The sequence below is a fragment of the Bradyrhizobium murdochi genome (assembly GCF_000472965.1).
GTDB lineage: Bacteria > Pseudomonadota > Alphaproteobacteria > Rhizobiales > Xanthobacteraceae > Bradyrhizobium > Bradyrhizobium murdochi.
On the sequence record NZ_AXAU01000034.1, the window covers coordinates 24,871 to 42,881 of the forward strand.

Consider the following 18,011-nt stretch of genomic DNA (forward strand, 5'->3'; position numbering starts at 1 on the left):
GCAATAAAGGAAAGTGACCAAGCTATCCAGATTTGATTTGTTCCTCGATCAGGCGCTTCGACAAGCTGTCGCTCGACTTCAGTCAGGTTGGTTAATGGGTTGCGGTGGCGCTGAATGGGCGGGGAACACGAAACACAACAGGCAGCCGCTTGCCGCACATGTTCACCGACTGCGGCGATGACAACAATGGGCGCGAGACTTCGGTCCCGCGCCTGATTGTTGGCCGACGCTTGGCCTAGTCCGACCCCATTCTCGACACCGTCCTGGGCAAAGCTTGTGCCGAGTGACGGAGGGGACGATGTGTAACAACGCGGAAGAATATCGCCGGTGGGAGCGTCTTTGTCTGGAGCAGGCCGATCTTTGCCAACATCCGGAGGCTCGGGCGGCCTACTGGAGCTTGGCCGGCAACTACCGCCTCGCGGCCGCTAAGATCGAGGCCCAAACCGCCAGCCCCATAAGTTTGTGGTCCAAAATTTGGAGAACACCCTATTTATCAAAATTGGTAGGCTGAAAGGACTACGTGTCCCGCACTCTACCTATGTAGTGGCTGCGGATCGACTTGACCGCTCACTGCGAAGCGTCACCGCAGAGAGGCCTGCATCGCACGCTGAACCGTATTGCCAAAATCCGCTGCAAAAGCCGCCACGCGGTGGTCCTGATACGGAACCAGGTTTCGAATTATTGAAGCTTCTGAATCCTGCGATACCCGCATCAGGTGATCGGCCAGAGTCGCGGGATCATCCGTCCCGAAATAGCTCGCCGTATCGTTGGTCTGTTCGCGGTGGACGTCAAGATCAGACAATATCATCGGCACCCCAAACGATTTCGCCTCCTCGACGGTTGTGCTCCATCCCTCCGATCGCGACGGGTTGATCAGCCCGGCGCACGCCCGCAGCAACGCGTAAACGTGCGCAAGCGGAATCATTCCCAGATGGCGGAAGCGTTTTTCGAGCCCGCGACTTCGGACCCCCGCCATGACCTCATCGAAATAGCCTCGCTCGCGCCGGTCTTCGGTGCTGCCCGAGGCGCATACCACGGCATCGAACCCTCGTTCTGCCAGGATGGCCAGCGCATCGACGACTACCTGGTGATTCTTGTGCGTGTAGAACTGATTTGGCAGGTAGAAGTATTTTTCAGGCAACTGATACTGCGCAACGATCTCAACCGGATTTCCGGTCAGGAACGCCGGCGACGGCCCGGTCGCGAAACGAACCACACAGACCTCGTTCTTCGCTCCGGGATAGAACTTCCGGAAGTCGCGATGCGAGCTTTCGCTGCTCAGCATGACGGTGCGCCCCGATGCGATCTGCATTCGAAAACCGGCTTCGCGACGCCACCGTGCCGCCGCCGGAAACAACTGCGGCAATCGTCGATGCTGAAAATCGGGAAACCAGGCCACTGCGGGATAAGGCAGTCGCCAGCCAAAGAAGCGGGCAGCTTCGAAGACGGCGTCGATTCGATGCGTCCGGAAATCGGCCACCGCCTCCCGATCCAATCCCCATGCCAGCGCGGCAGCCAAACCGGCACGGCCGTCGAATGCCGCCGATCGCACCACCTCCACACTAGGTATCGCGGCGAGCGGCGCAAGATCGGCATCATCGTCACCGGCCCCGGCAAACAGGATGGGCGCAAACTCGCCGGAGCGGAACTTGCTCAGCGCCTGAAATAGATTGCTTTGATAGTTATAGCCGCCGGCCCAGAGCCTGCGGGGAATATGCGTAAAAGCGACACGCAGCGGCGCACCCTCGGTCACCGGCCCTGACCCTTGAACCACGAGACATAGTCCGCAAAGCCCTGTTCGGCCGGGATCGTCCAGTCGAAGGACAGAGCGCGGAGCGTTGCGTCGTCCGCCAGCAGACTGGACGGGTCGCCGGCACGTACAATGCCAGAAAATTGTACCGATACGGTTCCGCCCCAGCTTTCTGCAAGCATGGCGGCAACCCGTGCCACGGTCGTTCCAAGCCCGGAGCCCGCGTTGATCACTCGAAAGGGCTCCGCCTGCGGCGTTCCGCCGACCACGGCCAATAGCCGGGCGACGTCGCGAACATCGGTCCAGTCCCGCACCTCCGCACCTGTACCTCCCAACACCAGGTTCCGTTCACCAGCTTGCAAGCGGGAGCAGATGTCCCATGGCAATTGCTTGCGCAAGTTTGGGCCGTAGACCGAGAACAGCCGCGCCACCGTGCTGCGTATGCCAAAGGTGACGGCATAACTTCGGCACAGTTGCTCCATCATCAGCTTGTGCTGCCCATAGGGCGACATCGGAAGCGTTGCGGCATCCGCCGCAATCGCTCCCCCATGACCGTCTCCATAGACTGCCGCGCTCGACGCGACGATCAAGCGACAATCCCTGGCGGTCCCGCGCAGCCACTCCAGCAGCCTGGCCGTACTCGCAACGGTGCGCGAAAAATCCTCAAACGGCTGCGCGATCGACAACCCGACCGACGATCCGCCGGCCAGATGGAAGATCGTCGATGGCAGCTCAGCGCGCTCCGCAAGCGCGTTGAGATTGGCCGCATCGATCTCGCCGTTCAGCCAATGCACCAGCCCGATGCGATGCCTTTCGGCGTCGCCGATCGCGCCGTGACCGATGCCGTGAACGCGATAGCCCCGATCGGTCAGCACTCGAACGAGATGCCGACCGATGAAGCCATTGGCGCCGGTAACCCACACGTTCATGCTGGCGCCTTGTGACAGACAAATGAGTAGAGCCGGCCGGGCCGGTGATCAAAGCGCTCTGCCATCGACAGCAACGAGGTGAAAACGCTCCTGGAAGCGAGCGCTGCGCGCCAAACGGGCTTGACCGGAATCTTGTCCGCCAATCTTTCCATGACGGCCGCCCGCAGCGTCTCGATTGTATGGGGAAACAGATTGATCGGGCTCTTGAGCGGCGAGAGCACCTCGATCGCAGCAAATCCCGCATTCTTCAACGCGCCAATATATCGATCGAGAAGATACGCGTGCTCGCCGCCATAGAGATGATGCAGGGGATGCTGATCGAGGAATGCCCCGAGATCGGATTCCCTACTGATCACATGTTCGCGCGCGGCGATGAGGATTCCACCCGGGCGAAGCACGCGGAACATTTCCCGGCAGGCGCTGTCGAGATCGCGCATATGGTGCAGCACGGCCCGCGCGAACACGACATCGAACACGCCGTCAGCGAACGGGAGACGCTCGGAAAACTCCTCGACTACCTCGATCGGCAAGCCAGCCTCGGCCGCAAGCGCGCGGATCGCCGCCGCCCCAACCAAGACGCTGGGGTCAGGCTCGAGTGCAGTGACCGCAAAGCCGCTTCGCGCCAGCGCGTAGCTCGCAATTCCGCGCCCGGCGCCGACGTCGAGCGCCTTGCCAGTCCGATTCTCCAAAAACTTCGAAACCGCCTGCCACTCGGCACTAGCAAAATAGCGCTTGGCGGCAACAATCAGAGGATCGTCGTAGAACGCATCAAGCACGAGTTGACGCTGGTCCGGCTGATTGCGCAGCCAAACGACGGCATCTTCCCACGTCGTGAATCGCTGTTCCACCATAAACTAGCTAACCCAGCGCGCCATTCAGATCAGATCCTGAAATGTCGCCCATTGCAGTTGTTTGCTATAGCGCTCTTTTATCATAGCGCAACCCGCCTGAGCGATGGATCTGGCCAGGGGTTCATCTCTCATCAGCTTGTCGATCAATTCCGGTATTTGTTCAGGCGAGGAATATTGCAACATGGTTTCGCCATTGACGAAGCCTTCCGGATAGCGCCCCGCGTCGGTCAGAAGGACCGCTCCGCAGCCCGTCGCCTCAAAGCATCGCATATTGCCGCGATCCTCCCCCGCCATGTCCACGGCGCCGTTGAAAACGATCCGGCTCTGCGCGATCGCGGCATAGGCATCGCGGCCATACAACGGATCGGCGCGAACCTTCCGAATTTCGTGCGGATGACGATATGAGCGCAGCGCAGGCAAAGGAGGAAGAAAATTTGCCAATCGGGTAAGCCGCGAATCTTCGAGGTAAAAGCGTGCCCGAACACCGGGCGTTGCAGCCGCCGCCCGAAGGGCTTGGCTGCGCTTGACGTGATGTCGCGAGAATCCGCCGATGAAGATGAGATCGACTTCATCACTTCGAACTGCGGCATAGGCATCCATCACTGGATCGTGCGCCGGGAAGAAATACGCCACTCGACAGCCCTTTTGTCGCCAATTCTCGAGAATTGAAGGAAAGTTGCATACGATCAGGTCGTATTTCGACAGGTCTGCGTTTCCGGATGGCGCAGCGCGCCAGCCAACCGATTTCTTCACGCAGCCCGGCAATTTCGCGACAAACTCGCTGCCGTAACGGATCGGGTCAAGATTGTAGAACACTTCAGTGCGGTGTTGCTCGATCTGCGCGAGCAGAATTTGCTCCATATTTTCTGTCTGCAGACCGTTCTCTTTCGCCCAGAGCAGTTGCAGGTCCTTGTCATCGCCATTGGTATAAAATGCATCCGGGGCGTTGGTCAGTACGGGCAGCAGGATATGGGACGCCGTAAATCTGGTATCCAGAAACTGCGCTCGTCCGGCAGCGAAGCTTTGATACGGCGAGCGGCGACGATGGACCTGGAATCCGCGGGATAAGCCGTTGTTCTGGAAAACACGCATGACCTCAACCCTCGGCACTTGCTTCTGGCGGGGAGCTTAATGTCCGGATCACTCTGGCCGGATTCCCGGCCACCAACGTGTACGGCGGAACATCCCGGGTGACGACCGAACAGGCCCCGATTGCGGCGCCCTCTCCAATCGTGACTCCCTTCAGCACACTCACATTGAATCCGATCCAAGCCCTATTGCTCACCACCACGGGCGCGTGCGCGATCTTCTCCCAATCTTTCCGGCCGGCACGCCAGTCGCGAACGTCGTTCCGGCGGTCTATCCAATCGACGCTATGGGAATCATGGTCCACAATCGTAATCCCCCATGACATGATGACATCGTCGCCGATGGAGAGGCTTCGATAGCAGATCAGATGGCTTCGTCCGATAAATGTGCGGCTTCCGATCTGAATTTTGCCTCCCGTTTCCTCGAAACTAATATCAGCGTGGACGATCGAATCTTCTCCTACCGACAAAGCGTTGCCCGCTGCGCGCCTGATGCGACGCCATGCGATCGTCGAACCACGTCCGATACTTACCGCCCCGGAAAGCCGGCTCTTCCAGCCAAGGATGGTGTCGATTAGGCCGATCAGGATGCGCCGCATGCTAAGACCTCGCCAGCATCCATTTCATGTTCAGATACGGCCAGATCCGGCCGACCGACTCCCAATTCCACTGTTTCGAGGAGCTCAGATGGCCAACGGTCCGGCGCAAGCGTTCCTCATCCACCAGCTCGGCAAATGCCGGCACCTTCTGGACGAGCAAATCCGCGGTCCAGCCAGCCAGAGGTCCATTCAACCATTCAGGCATCGGCGAATTGAATCCGACCTTTCGGCGTCCCATCCGGATGGATTCCGGCATCAGGTTAGCCATCGCCTTTCGTGCAATGACCTTGGTATAGCCATTCGATGACTTGCTGGATTCCGGCAACGCCATCGCATAGGTGACCAGACGCCAGTCCATGAACGGCATGCGGACCTCAATGCCGTGAGCCATCGACAGGCGGTCGAAGTTTCGCAGGATGGTCGGCAGCACGGTGCTGTGAAACATCCGGTAGAGCCGTCGGTTCAATGCCCCCCAGTCGCGCGGCAGCACGTCGTCTTCTCCGACCAGCGGAAGCTCCGCCGGGACATCGCGCAGACCGCCACGCAGGAAATAGTTTCCCTGGCGCCGGATCATCAGCGCCCGCAACAGATCGGTGCCTCGCCGCGCCGGTGCCGAACTGGAAGCAAATCCGGCGAGCAGGTTTCGCATCCAGAACGCCCCCGATTGCCCCTCCTGAAGATAGGCCCCCATCAACTCGTCCGCGCCGTGACCGTCCAGCGAGACGGTCACGTTGTGACGCCTGAGTTCTCGATAGATCAACCAGGGTGCGCTTGGAAGTCCGATATAGACGTCATCGTTGTCGTCGAGGATCTGGTCGAGTTCGGCTAGCGCGTCGGCCCGCCCGATCTCGAGGAATGTCGGCACGACATCCGCCCAAGCCGCCGCCTCCTCCGCCATTGGCCGCTCGTCATTCGATGCGCCGGGAAACGTCGCCACAAAAGCGTGGCGCCACGAGGTGCTGTCCCGCGGACCCATGCCGGCCTTTTCGTGCGCAGCCATGGTGCTGATCACGGCCGACGAATCGAACCCTCCCGACAAACAGGTCCCGATCGGCACATCACTGCGCATCCGAAGCGCGACCGCGTCCTGGAACAATTCGCGAAAGCGTTCCACCTGTTCGGCTTCGGTGTTCGGGACTACCGGCAGGTGATCCACCGTCCGCCACCAACGCCGGACCTCCAATTTGCCCTGGCGCAGCCACATGCAATGTCCGCCCTGAAGGCGGCGCACCTCCCGGCAAAGGGTCCGTTCGCTTCCTTCGACTCCGAAGGAGTCAAGCATAAGCCGTCGCGCCACGTCGATATCAAGCGATGGGTTGATCAGGCCGCTTCGCGTCAATGCGCGCTGCTCGGATGCAAAGACAAAGCGTTCCGATGTGAGCGCGTACAACAGCGGCTTGATGCCGAAGCGGTCGCGCGCCAGGAACAGCTCTTCGGTCTTGGTGTCGTAGATCGCCAGCGCCCACATTCCGTTGAAGCGCGTCAGCATGCCTTCCCGCCACGCTTGCCATGCGGCCAGAATGACCTCGGTATCGGACTGGCTGCGGAAGATTGCCCCCTGCGCCTCAAGCTCGCGCCGCAGTTCGAGGAAGTTGTAGATCTCGCCATTGAACACGATCACATGACGGCCGTCGCCGGAGACCATCGGCTGAAAGCCTCCCTCGCCAGGATCGATGATGGCGAGCCTGCGGTGGCCGAACGCCAAATTGCGGTTCGCGCTGAACCAGCTTCCCTCGCCAAAGGGTCCGCGATGCGCGAGGAGATTCGTCAGTCGCGAGATTTCCGCCGGTTCGACCGCGTCGCCACGGAGGTTCATGATGCCTGCAATTCCGCACATTCTTCAGATCGCCTTGAGGGACAGGAAGCGGCTAGCGATGACGCGGAGATCCCGCCAGCAGGCCGCGCCGTAGGGGCCGGCCCGTGAGACCGCGACCGTGACGACGAAAATGATACCAGCCGCCAGCAGATAACAGCCCCCCACGTACCACCAGCCAATTGCCTGGTCGAGTTGCGCATTACGGAAGCCATATCGCAACGCCAGCGCGGTTGCGATCCCGACGCCAATCGGCATCAACACGAAGTGGGTCAGACGCAACCGCATACCGGCGAGGCCGAAATGCCGGCGCAGCAAGATCACGACGGTGACCAATTGAGCGATCATGCCAACGCAGGCGCTCCAGCCAGCCGCCTGCCATCCGAAATACGGCAAAGCGATCGCACTGGTCGCCACCGTGAACACGCCCGTGAGCAGTGCGATCAAGGCATTCGAACTCGATCGCCCTTGCGCCAGAAGATAGAAAGCAAAGACATTCGAGCCCGACCCAAGGATGCCGGCGATCGACAGTATCACCAGCACACGTTGGGCCTCGGCAGCCACTTCCGCGCCGGTCCACAGATGAAGCAACGGGCCGGCGACGGGGATAAGGCCGCCAAGCGCACTCGCGGCGAGCACATTGAGTATCCAGGACGAGCGGAACAGGAGATCGGCCTTGCGATCGTCAGTCTCCTTTAGAGCGCTGAAGAACGGGAAGAGGATTTCGCCAACCTTCAGGACGCCGATATACACCGCCTCCTCCAGCCGCTGCGCAATCGTATAAAAGCCGACGAATTGCGGCTGCAGCAAAGCTCCGAGCAAGTAACGGTCCGCCTGTGCGGCAATGAGCGCGCCACTCTGTGCGGCCAGTTGCCAGCCGCCCAGCTTGACGAGGTTGCCGAGCGACCCGCGATCGATCGTCGGGCGCGCGAGCCACTCGCCTATGACACGTCTGGACCATCCGAAGGCTAGAACAAGGCTCGTTGCAAAACCCAACGCCTGACAGCCGAGAAACGTCGAGGCTTGAGGCCAGCGCGGAATCAACAACAGCATGGAGCTTGTTGCGACCACAGTACTGATGATGCTGATCGAAGCAACCCTTCGATAGTCCTGGCGCGCCGTGAACAAGGCCAGGAAGACAGCGGACAGGCACTGGCACAGCCATCCGGCACTGGCCAGCACAAATGCGAGTCCTAGATCATCCGCGGACGGTCCACTCAAATGAAATCCGATGCGCGCAAGCGGTGCGCCGGCCAAGGCGAAGATCGTCACAATCCCGCAGCCGGTTGCCAATGCCAGCATCAATGCGGTCGCGAATATGCGTCGCGCATCATTGCGCTCGGACGGGTCCAGCCGCAGGGCGAGCTCCCGCGTCATCGACAATGCAAGAGCGTTGCTGAATGCCAGCGCGGGCGCAACGCATGCCGTGACGAGCCCAGCGACGCCGAACGCAGCGACCCCGAGGCGAAACACCACGAACGGCAGAATCACCAGATTCAGTGCTACGGCCACGACAAAGGCGATCGCGTTCCAGGCAGAATTACTCAGTAGATCGGTCGGGCTTTTTCTCAATCCCATATTAGCTATCGGGCCATCGCACTTTGCTTAGCTTGCTCGTCAGATCGACCGTCAACGTCCTCAAGGCATCGCGACATCGATCAGCAAATGAGCTCAGCTACCCGATGACCGGAGAACTAGGCCCGTGCCGCGAAAAACAAGAAGCGCATTTGCTGCTTAGTTGAAGAGCGGACCGAGAGCGATCGCGGAGTGTTTGGTTTACCCTGCCGCTGTCTATCTACAGGAGCTGCTAAGCGGCCGCAATGCAGTCCCCGTAAGCCATTGAAATAGCACGATTTAGCACTGTCGCTGGTACGGCATTTGCGGGTACCAATTACGTCTGCACAGCTATGGGGTCAAATGACGGTGTGGCGGATGCGGCGATTCGTGAGGCGCGCAAACCAGGCGCAGACCACGACTACCATGCGATTTTTGTTCACGAATACCGCTGGTGGCGCTGCAAAATGAAAATCCCGGCTTTACGCAGTGCGTGGGAAATCAGTGAGATGTCGTCATGCGGCGCAGACTATTTTACCTCGCGTAGGCCGTCTACTTCCCGCGGTGAGAGATAAACCAAAGCGCGAACAGTGCGGCTCCTCCATTGGAAAGCAGTACAGTTGAAAGCGGCACGTTCATGAGGGCTTGCACGAGTATCCCACTCGAAACGGCAATCAGCGGTGGCGAAAGTCGTGCTGAGGCGACGTTGCCTAGGCCGATAATGATGCCGCAAACGAAGGTTGAGATGGGAGCAAGCACGGGCCCAACCGACGCGATGCCCTCTGTTGTAAACAGGGAGCCATTGAAGTTTCCAAGATCATATTCGCGCTTCAGGATTATCCCAAGCTGCTCGGTGTAGGGGCAATCGGTAAAGAGACGAACGAAATTGATCTGGCAAAAATTGGTGTACGGGTGGGTGCTGAAGAACGCAAAATAGTGGTCGAGCGCCAGAGAGGGTATCGCGATCATCCGAAAATTGATGTAGCCAATGGCGTATCTGCCAATGTCGGGTAGAAGAAAGTAGGCCCCGGCACCCAAGGTCAGCGGAATCAGAATAGAAAGGACAGTTGCCATCTTGGGGTTGAATACCGTGTAGAGCACTAGCAGAAAGACAAGCCACGCCGGCGCCATCAAGACGGTTTTATTCAGCAGCACGGGGAAAAAAGACAGCAGCAGGATAGCCGCGATCGCAGTCGGCACCCAGCGCCGGTTCAGAGCAAAGTAAGCGAAACAGAAAGGAAGTATCGCGCCGGACGCGATGCCGCTTAAGTAGTTCAGCAGCCTCGGCCTGACGACTTCTTCCCGCATTGCTAAAGACTCCAACAGCCCAGCAAGTCTGAAACCGTACATCGCGCATGCCGCAACGACGGCGGCGCTCGCGATCAATGCGCCGATCATCAGCGCATCCATCGTCCTTGGCATTATCGAAAAGGGCGTGATTTTCAATCTGAGGAACAGTGCGGGAACTAGAAACGAGATGAGGCACAGCAGTGCCGATATCCTCGCCTGATCGTGGTTGTATTCGAGCGTTGTCGAGTAGCTCAGGAAAATGAACCCGGCGATCATGCCGTACATCCACAGGGCTACCACGTAGCCAAAGCTGAATCGCGCCAGAATAAAAAGCGGGAGTGGGCAGAGATTAAGCGCAATAGCTGTGACCGCGTCCGACAGCCTCGAAAAATGTAGCGGCGAAATGTAACTTGGGAAAATCAAGGCAACATGAGAGTTGGATGCAATCAGCAGCGCGAGAAGCGCCAATATTAATGCGGCCTGCTTGCTGGCAACCGAGAGAGAAAATGGCCGCACTAGTCGGTTCAATTTTGAGTTCCACTCCGATCTTCCGGCCACTTAGTCAAGTGGCGTGTTAAGAGCACGGCGCACAAAACAAGCAGCAAGAAGACTGCCGCTACAGATCCGAAGAACCAAAGCATGCTAGAGTCCCCCCTAGACCTTGGATTATTTGAGGTAGCTGCAGCAAATCTTGCATGAGCACCCGTCTTTACGGCGACGGCCACCCCGGGAAACATATTTCTCCCCGGCCGGGAGAATCTAACACCACAACTCCACAGCGAACAAGCCAGCCAATCGCCTTTCGCGAAGAGTGTGGCTTCTCAACCCCACCTGGAACACGCCTGAAATCGGAGAATTTGGACCATCATCACCAACTACATCATTCGGATTATCTGGGCGCATCGCTTGGCGTCAGCATCCAAAGAATAACCAGAACTATCCCTCCATGCGTAAGCGCCACGGTGGAGAGCGGCACGTTCATTATAGCGGGCAACATGGCCGCGCCCGACAAGATCACGAAAGATGGATTTAGGCGGTTACTGACCAAGTTCGCTGCGGCGAATACGAGACCGCAAAAAAACGCAGAGACCGGGGCAACGTAGGGCCCCACAGATGCAATCCCTTCCGTCGCAAGCAGGGAGGCGTTGTAATTACCGGTCTTGTATTCTTGGGCCAGCAATACGCCGAGCTGATCGGGCAGGCTGCAATTGAGCAGCTTCCCGATAATAGAGATCTGGCAGAAGTTCGTCAGCGGGTGCGTCGAAAAATAGTGGAAGTAGTGGTCCAGCGCGCTTGCCGGTATCGCCAGCATCCGAAAGTTTATCACCCGAAAAATGGGTGTGTAGTAGAGCGGCGCCACGGCTAAGGCGGCAAGCCCGATTGCGAGCGGAATGAGAAGGGACAGGACGACTGCGACCCTCCACCGCACAAGCTTCAACAGTATGGAGATAAAGACCAGCCAAATCGGTGTCATCAGCGCCGTCTTGTGTAGTGTGATGGGGTAGTAGGCCAAACATACCGTGAGCGCGACCAAGGCCAAAATATACCGCTTTCGAAAGAGCAGCCACGCACAGCAAAATGGTAGTGCTGCAGTCGTCAGGATTGGGACGGCGTAACGCATCCATGTAGGCAAGATAAGAGTGTTCCGCAGGGGATCACCTTCGATGAAGCCCACGAAATGGAAGCCAAGGAAATAGCCGCGTAGAGCGATCACGGCGGAAGCGCAGATCAGAAAGACGGATATCAAGTCCATCTGCTTGATTGTCAGAAAATCACGGAATTTCAACGATCTGTTGATCGTTAGGGCCGGTATTGCGAAAGCCGCCCACATGGCTACGGCCGATAGCCGAGCTGTTGCGTGATCGTATGAAAGCTGCGTGAAGAAACTGAGCCATAGATACCCAGCCGTAATCGCAAAAAGATAGAACGACACAGCAACACTGAACGCGTTGTTCGACGAGAACATAAGGTAGGCGCACAGGCTGAACGCCGCAACTGAAAAGGCGGCAGGCAGCATAGCGCGGCTATCGAATGCAATGTGATGGGCCGCTTCGACATCCCGCGAAACAAGCACCATCGAGACGCATAGCAGCAGGGTAAAGGCGAACCCCAGCGCCACATGCTCGTAACGCAAGCCTCTTCGTAAGGTCAATTCCACGGTCGTCATTGGGCGCACTCCCGATGACAACCTCCTACCACTACAACCCACCCTAGATCACCCTTGAATCGGAGAATTTGCCATGGCGCTCCCGGCGCAATACGGCTGGCTGTCCCAAGAGCCGGGCCCGAAAATGAGGTCCTGAAGCTGTTCGGCACGGTCGAGGCGGCCGGCTCCAAGGACAATCCAACGATCCTGGCATGGGCTGCGGAAGTCGGGTTTGGCAAAAACGTACAGCCATGACTCGATCCCGTGGTGCGGGCTTTTCGCGGCCGTGGTCGCCAAACGCGCCGGCAAAGAGGTGGTTGATAGTCCGCGTTGGGCGCTTTCGTGGGCCGACTTTTGGGAAGCCGGCGGACGGCGGCGCTATGCTTGGCGATGTCCTGACCTTCAAACGAGACGGCGACGGCCATGTCGCGCTGTGTGTCGGTGAAGATGCCTATCATTGCCTCGGCGGCAACCAGTCCGATCAGGTCTGCATCACGCGAACTGCGAAATCGCGGCCCTATAAGGCGCGCCGACCGATCTACAACGTGCAGCCTGCCAACGTTCGGAAGATAGTTCTCGTCGCAAACGGAATGCCTAACCGCCGCGCGACGGCATCGCGCAAACCCTAACATCATCGGAGATAACATGAAACTCATCATGCTGCTTTGCGGCGTGCTCGCGGCTGCGTTGACGGCCGTGTAAAGGCGGTCAAGCTGCCATTCCGATTGAAGGTCAGCAGCGCCCGACGTCTGGACGAAATTGATGTTGGCGACCTCGTGGCAGGCGTTCAGCGGCGATCGTGCAAGGAACCGTTCAGCGGCCGAACATCGCGTCGCTCCTGATCGGAGAGTTAACGGTAGCACTACTTCTGCACATTCTCTTGGAGACGACAATCCAGAGCCGGACGGCTTTCGATAGGTCAGTGATCGGGCTCGCGCAATGCCCGTCTCAGCCCCTCATCGAGCGTGATCGGCGGCCGCCAGCCCGTCGCATTGGCCTTGGAAAGGTCAACCTCCAGGGAACCGAGAAGGCTCTCTTTGACTTCCTTGCGGCCGCTGACCCTGAGCAGCGCGCTCAGCAGCGGTCTCGGGATGTGAAAAAGGCGCACCGAACCGCCCGCCGCGTGTGCAAGCCGCGTGATGAATTCCGGGGTGGAAACCTGCTCCTCATCCGCTAGGAGGAAAACCTCGAACTTTTCGTCTCGGCGCGGAAGCCGATGTAGGATAAACGACGACAGATTGTCTACGGCCAAGAACGCACGACGATTGTGAATCCCCGCAAACGGAAGCGGGATGCCAAGTCCGATCGCCTTCTGCAGTAGCGCGAAATTCCCTTTTGCGCCGGAACCATAGATCAGCGGCGGTCTGATGATGGTCAAGCACATCTCGGCGCCTTGCGCCAACGTCTTCAAGCCGGCTTCGGCGGCTGCTTTCGACATTCCATAAAGGCCGCGCGGCATCAGATCGTCGTCCTCGCGAAACGGGGTGCGACCGTCATTGCTGCGGCCGTGCACCAGAATGGTGCTGACAAAGATGAAGTGGCGCACACCGGCGTTCAATGCGCTGCTCGCAAGGTGCAGCGTGCCTTCAATGTTGACATTGCGGTAGACTTCGACTGCGCGCTCTTCATGTGGACGGTGGACATGGGCCGCAAGGTGAACCACGGCGTCCACGCCGGCAAGCGCGTGTTGCCAATTGGTCGCGGCGCCGATCGATTCGACCACGACTTCGCCCTCGCGTCCTGATGGCTTGCGAACGCTGCGGCGCACAACCCATCCATCGCGCGCCAGCGCGAGCACCAGATGCCGGCCCACGAAACCGCTCGCGCCGGTTACCAGGACGACGCCTCGCTCATCCTTCATGACATCGACCCTGCTCGTTTCGGATTGCGCAAAGCAGCCCCCCCTAATTCAATATGGCATAGCTCGTCAAGGCGCGATCAGGACTGAGGTTGCCGGCGGTCGCAACCGCGCGTTCAGCCGTCGAGACATCTTGCGACAGACACCCAGCGCGTATCGCCTTACCGATTGATCTGACATGTGTGGCCTGGCCTCACAACCCTACCAAACTGTTTTCCTTTACCGTAAGCGCGGCTTCGGAGTCCCGCCCCGAGATGAGAACGACGACTGCAAGCAGATTGTAGAACCGGCTCGGCACTGGCACACCGGCGACGTTCTTGCAGTAGGGAATGAGCCAGCCATCCGCGGCCGCAAGAAATGCCTCGAGATCTTCGTCAGCCACGCGGTCGACCAACGTGACATTTGTAAGATTGGCCTTGGCATCGCGTTAGAAGCACGGCGCACAAAAGAAACAGTACCAGGACTGCTACCACGTATCCTAAGAACCAAATCATTCCGGACCTCCCTTATCGGGAGGGGCCTCTCACCACAACCCCATGCGAAAACCCTGAAATCGGAGAATTTGGCGTGGCTTGTGGGAGCTCAATAAATAAAGGTCTTAATCCACCTGTCCATGATCAATCGAAAGCACTATCAATCCCGTTTCAGAAGCCGATGGCGGATAATGCTGAAGCTTGACCGTGAAAGGGCGTTTGGTTTCTCCAACAAGGGCAACGCCAGAGACCATGATGTTGGCCAGATCGGCATCGATCTCGGCATGATCATCAATGCCACAGAGTGGGAGTACCCGTGGCGAAGGTCGCATGTGGGGTCTGACGGCCATCTCGGCTTTCACGCAGGCTTGGATTTTAATTCGCGGCACTATGCTCACCAGTTGCTCCGGACCGAACGAAGACTTTGCTTCCCAATAAGGGCGCCAGGGTTGCGGAGATATATCGGCGGGGTCGATCGCTTGCCGTGAATGGACAAAGGCCCAGCTCGTCCAGCTCAGCAGCCAAGCGATCGACACTACAGCTACTACGGTGACCTACGCTGACTTGCTCAACTTATGCGCCTCCCTGAGTGGAGCGGAAACTACGACGACCCGAGGCGACCCTACGTGTCCGTCAGCAGCATCAGGCCCCACGCTGTGGCCGCCAGGACCGCCACGGGTAGAAGCGGAGGGCCGGCGGGCAGAGGCTCCCAGCCATCGAGCGGGCGGACCAGACTGACCATCCATCGCTGTGAGCCAGTCCGATGAAAATGGTCGACAGTACAGCAACGCCCAGCCGCCATAGCGGCCGCAGAGATTCCCAAGGTACGCACAATCGACAGTCCAAGAGCTGCGGGAAAATCTTCGAATGGAACCGAAGCCAAATTTGGTTGGGAATGCGACGGTTCCCCGCCGGTAACTAACCAAGAAAAGGCCTGACACCAAAAGTTGAGCGCAGAGGGTTCGTGCGACGTCGCGATCCGCTTCCAGCGTGAATTAGAGATGCCGCCACCTAAGTTAGCTGCCTACTTCCATTCAAATCAGGCCCCCTGATTTTCAACTTAGGCCACCCGAGGTCGGAAACAGGCCAGCATCGGCTTGTGGGAAAATGGGACCTCAGACCGAATTCTTTTGGTGGCTCGACATTTTTCATGATCAGCGGCTTCATCATGTCTTCGTCACGAAGGAACACCGCCATTGGAAAGAGACACCATCATTGTTCCATGCGAAGGCCGACGCTAAACCTCGCTTGCAGGTTGCGCGAGCATCGGCTTCAATCCGATCGTGGACATGTTCAGCCCCGCCAGCCGGCGCTCCCCCGAGACCTGGCACCCCCGGCCTATGATGCTTGGCAAAAAAAGCGCGCCGAAGAGTATGCAACTATCAAATCAAAATAGGGCCTGGCTATCCGTGGCCCACGAAGGTTCGAAACAAGTCGGAGGCGGCCCGCAAGTTCGTTGATGTTGCTCCCAACTGGATCGAGGAAAGGACCTAGCATGAAGTTCTTGTTGTCCGCGTTCCAACGCATGTTCGTTCCAAGTGATCACGATGCGGCGATCAAGGCAAACCCGCGTGATATTTTCGCGTGGATCAGATTGATCGACACGCGTGCCCTGTCCAGAAGCTTGAGCCCCCACGCTATGGCCCTGATCAAATCCCATGACCTTTATCCGACTGGGCATGCGGTCCACTTTTTCGCACCAGATATTGCCAAGAAAGGGGGAGAGGCCCTTGAACGTCTAGCGGCCGATCCGACCAAGAACGTGGAGCCTGCGATCGAGGAACTCGTAAAGTGGAAGACGGCCATCCAGTGCGGCCACTCGCACGACGTGTCCAAGGGCTACTTCATCGATGCAGAGCCGGTTATGGAATTGCAGTGGAATCAAATCATCTTCCCCTTGATTAGGGATCTCGATTTTACCACGGTGCTCGACCTCGCCTGCGGACATGGCCGCAATTCCGAGTTTCTACGCCGACACACTAAGTTCATGCACCTCGTGGATATCAACAAAACGTGCATCGACGCCTGCCGCGCGCGGTTCGGTGACACCAAAGACGGGACGCGGTTCTATTATCATGTCACCGACGGCAATCACCTCAAGATGATCCCGAACGACGGCATCACTCTCGTCTACAGCTGGGATTCGATGGTTCATTTCGACAAGTTGATCGTTCGCGACTATCTGCTCGACATCAAGCGGGTTTTGAAGCCTGGTGGATCGGCGTTCCTACATCATTCGAACTTCGGTGAGACGGCTCCCGACAGCAACTGGGCCACGAACATCGGTACGCGGTCCGACATGTCCGGCAAAATCATGCGGGAGTATGCCGCTGCACTCGGTCTTGATGTCGCGGTTCAGAAGATCCAGGGCCGCGCGGAAGGTTGGGGTGAGGACGGACTCGATTGCGTCTCGATCCTGCAAAAGAGGGGCGTTTGGTGAATATTGACACCATGAGTTAAAATACTCGGCTTTCGATAAAATGAACCTAAGTCAATTGGCCACGATGGAGACAGAACCATTCGCCGATGTGACGGTGCCACTGGATGTCGAAGCGATTGCGGCTGATCCAGTCCGAGGCGGGCGAACGGGGCGCCGAATTCTTCGCCGAGATTCTCCGGGAAGCCTGAGCGGTAGCGTTGAATGAAACGATACTTGGTGCCGTGCCATTTTCCCAGGATATCGACGGGATAGTTGAACTGCGTGGGCCGGATAGTAAACAGAAAGCCGGGCTTCAGAAAGTCGTCGATGAGCTGCTGGCAGGCGACCCTCACCGCCGACTTATCCGCCGCGGACGGACCGTTCGCTCTCATGTGCCTCTTGGTTCTCGCCGCTTCGATATGGCCCGGTATTGGCTTTCGCCAGCCACCGCAGCAGCAACGAGCGGGAAACGCCGTACCGCCGCGCCGTCGCCGCAACCTGACGCGGCGCCTGTAGGCTCTCCAGAACGATGTTGAGCTTCTCACCCTCGGACCAGCGTCGGCGCCGGCCCCTCTCCACTACGTCAAGCTGCTCGACCTGGGTGCCCTTATCACTGTCCATAAGGACAGTTCTCAAAAACACGCCTCACTCGGCAAGGCGGCCTTCAGCGGATTGATACCTTAATGCGTGAGGAACCCTTGCATTACAAGATCATGAGAATGAGAGATCGAGCCCTCTATGGCGGTGTGATTAGGGGTCCAAAATTCTTCAGTACCCACCGTTTGCAGCGCGAACTGAGGTCCTGCACTGCGAACATCACTCCAATAATTCAGTAATCCTGCGCTGTTTGATGCCGCATCGAAAAGCACATTATCTACTGTCTGACTTCCCGGACGGAACGCAAATGCATTGCTGGTTGCTGGTGCCGTCGCGGATGGCAAGACGGCAGGAGCAGTCGACGATGCAACACCGACCGTGCCATCGCCATTCAGGTCTTGGTGGAACGTGGTCTCGTACGATCTCAAAGCGGTGCTGGTGCCAGATGCAAAGCTAACAAGGTTGGTAATGTAGTTGCCGCTCGGGTCAGTGCTCCAAATGTTGTATTGGCCGGTGCTCGCATTCTTCCACGCGACGTCGTAGCCGCTACCCGTCTGCTCGGCCCCTATTGGAGCCCACCCAGTCCACATGCCGGCCGTGACCGGCGCACCCGAGAACTTTAGCTGTGGGCCAGTACCGCCCGA

General features: G+C 58.3%; 15 protein-coding genes and 1 pseudogene. 2 read left to right on the top strand and 14 right to left on the bottom strand.

The genetic code is table 11. The annotated features are described in order from the left end of the window. Window positions 1–580: 580 nt before the first annotated feature. From YUO_RS0134955 to YUO_RS42785, 9 genes are all read right to left on the bottom strand, one after another. The gene (locus YUO_RS0134955; RefSeq protein ID WP_028351358.1) at window positions 581–1,753 is read right to left on the bottom strand and encodes a glycosyltransferase family 4 protein; all 1,173 of its coding nucleotides are present in this window, start codon (window positions 1,751–1,753) and stop codon (window positions 581–583) included. Then, on the bottom strand, window positions 1,750–2,679 hold the full coding sequence (locus YUO_RS0134960; protein ID WP_028351359.1) for an NAD-dependent epimerase/dehydratase family protein: 930 nt from the start codon (window positions 2,677–2,679) through the stop codon (window positions 1,750–1,752). The genes YUO_RS0134955 and YUO_RS0134960 overlap by 4 nt, the downstream gene beginning before the upstream one ends. After that, the gene (locus tag YUO_RS0134965) at window positions 2,676–3,530 is read right to left on the bottom strand and encodes a class I SAM-dependent methyltransferase (RefSeq protein WP_028351360.1); all 855 of its coding nucleotides are present in this window, start codon (window positions 3,528–3,530) and stop codon (window positions 2,676–2,678) included. The genes YUO_RS0134960 and YUO_RS0134965 overlap by 4 nt, the downstream gene beginning before the upstream one ends. Before the next feature lie 24 nt (window positions 3,531–3,554). Beyond that, window positions 3,555–4,622 carry a glycosyltransferase family protein gene (locus YUO_RS0134970; protein ID WP_028351361.1) on the bottom strand — a complete coding sequence of 356 codons (1,068 nt, stop codon included), beginning with the start codon at window positions 4,620–4,622 and terminating at the stop codon, window positions 3,555–3,557. A gap of 4 nt (window positions 4,623–4,626) precedes the next feature. Then, entirely contained in the window at window positions 4,627–5,217 is a 591-nt protein-coding gene (locus YUO_RS48575) for an acyltransferase (protein WP_028351362.1), read from the bottom strand. Window position 5,218: 1 nt separating this feature from the next. After that, the gene (gene asnB / locus YUO_RS0134980) at window positions 5,219–7,054 is read right to left on the bottom strand and encodes an asparagine synthase (glutamine-hydrolyzing) (RefSeq protein WP_028351363.1); all 1,836 of its coding nucleotides are present in this window, start codon (window positions 7,052–7,054) and stop codon (window positions 5,219–5,221) included. A gap of 3 nt (window positions 7,055–7,057) precedes the next feature. Beyond that, window positions 7,058–8,608 carry a lipopolysaccharide biosynthesis protein gene (locus YUO_RS0134985; RefSeq protein WP_283806439.1) on the bottom strand — a complete coding sequence of 517 codons (1,551 nt, stop codon included), beginning with the start codon at window positions 8,606–8,608 and terminating at the stop codon, window positions 7,058–7,060. A gap of 528 nt (window positions 8,609–9,136) precedes the next feature. Then, complete coding sequence (locus YUO_RS42780) at window positions 9,137–10,402, bottom strand: hypothetical protein (RefSeq protein ID WP_156908899.1); 1,266 nt, start codon at window positions 10,400–10,402, stop codon at window positions 9,137–9,139. Between the two features lie 361 nt (window positions 10,403–10,763). Beyond that, window positions 10,764–12,041, bottom strand: coding sequence for a hypothetical protein (locus tag YUO_RS42785; protein WP_051379815.1), 1,278 nt, complete (start codon window positions 12,039–12,041; stop codon window positions 10,764–10,766). 359 nt (window positions 12,042–12,400) lie between these two features. On the opposite strand from YUO_RS42785, the gene YUO_RS47405 reads away from it, so the two are divergent. Then, a complete protein-coding gene (locus YUO_RS47405) occupies window positions 12,401–12,649 on the top strand; it encodes a C40 family peptidase (RefSeq protein ID WP_051379816.1) in 249 nt (82 codons plus the stop codon). A 290-nt stretch (window positions 12,650–12,939) separates the two neighbouring features. Here YUO_RS47405 and YUO_RS0135010 read toward each other — a convergent pair whose 3' ends face one another. From YUO_RS0135010 to YUO_RS46760, 3 genes are all read right to left on the bottom strand, one after another. Next, entirely contained in the window at window positions 12,940–13,881 is a 942-nt protein-coding gene (locus YUO_RS0135010) for an NAD-dependent epimerase/dehydratase family protein (RefSeq protein WP_028351365.1), read from the bottom strand. A 190-nt stretch (window positions 13,882–14,071) separates the two neighbouring features. Continuing rightward, window positions 14,072–14,260 carry a hypothetical protein gene (locus YUO_RS0135015; RefSeq protein WP_198028159.1) on the bottom strand — a complete coding sequence of 63 codons (189 nt, stop codon included), beginning with the start codon at window positions 14,258–14,260 and terminating at the stop codon, window positions 14,072–14,074. 216 nt (window positions 14,261–14,476) lie between these two features. After that, window positions 14,477–14,749: a hypothetical protein gene (locus YUO_RS46760; RefSeq protein ID WP_156908900.1), complete on the bottom strand. Its 273-nt coding sequence runs from the start codon at window positions 14,747–14,749 to the stop codon at window positions 14,477–14,479. Between the two features lie 1,097 nt (window positions 14,750–15,846). Between YUO_RS46760 and YUO_RS44165 the strand changes: the two genes are divergently transcribed. Continuing rightward, window positions 15,847–16,791, top strand: coding sequence for a class I SAM-dependent methyltransferase (locus tag YUO_RS44165; RefSeq protein WP_051379817.1), 945 nt, complete (start codon window positions 15,847–15,849; stop codon window positions 16,789–16,791). A 339-nt stretch (window positions 16,792–17,130) separates the two neighbouring features. Here the strand turns inward: YUO_RS44165 and YUO_RS42800 are convergent, their stop codons facing one another. Next, window positions 17,131–17,391: a transposase gene (locus tag YUO_RS42800; RefSeq protein ID WP_035728292.1), complete on the bottom strand. Its 261-nt coding sequence runs from the start codon at window positions 17,389–17,391 to the stop codon at window positions 17,131–17,133. A gap of 59 nt (window positions 17,392–17,450) precedes the next feature. Next, window positions 17,451–18,011, bottom strand: a pseudogene (locus YUO_RS45590) (hypothetical protein); the annotation flags it as partial.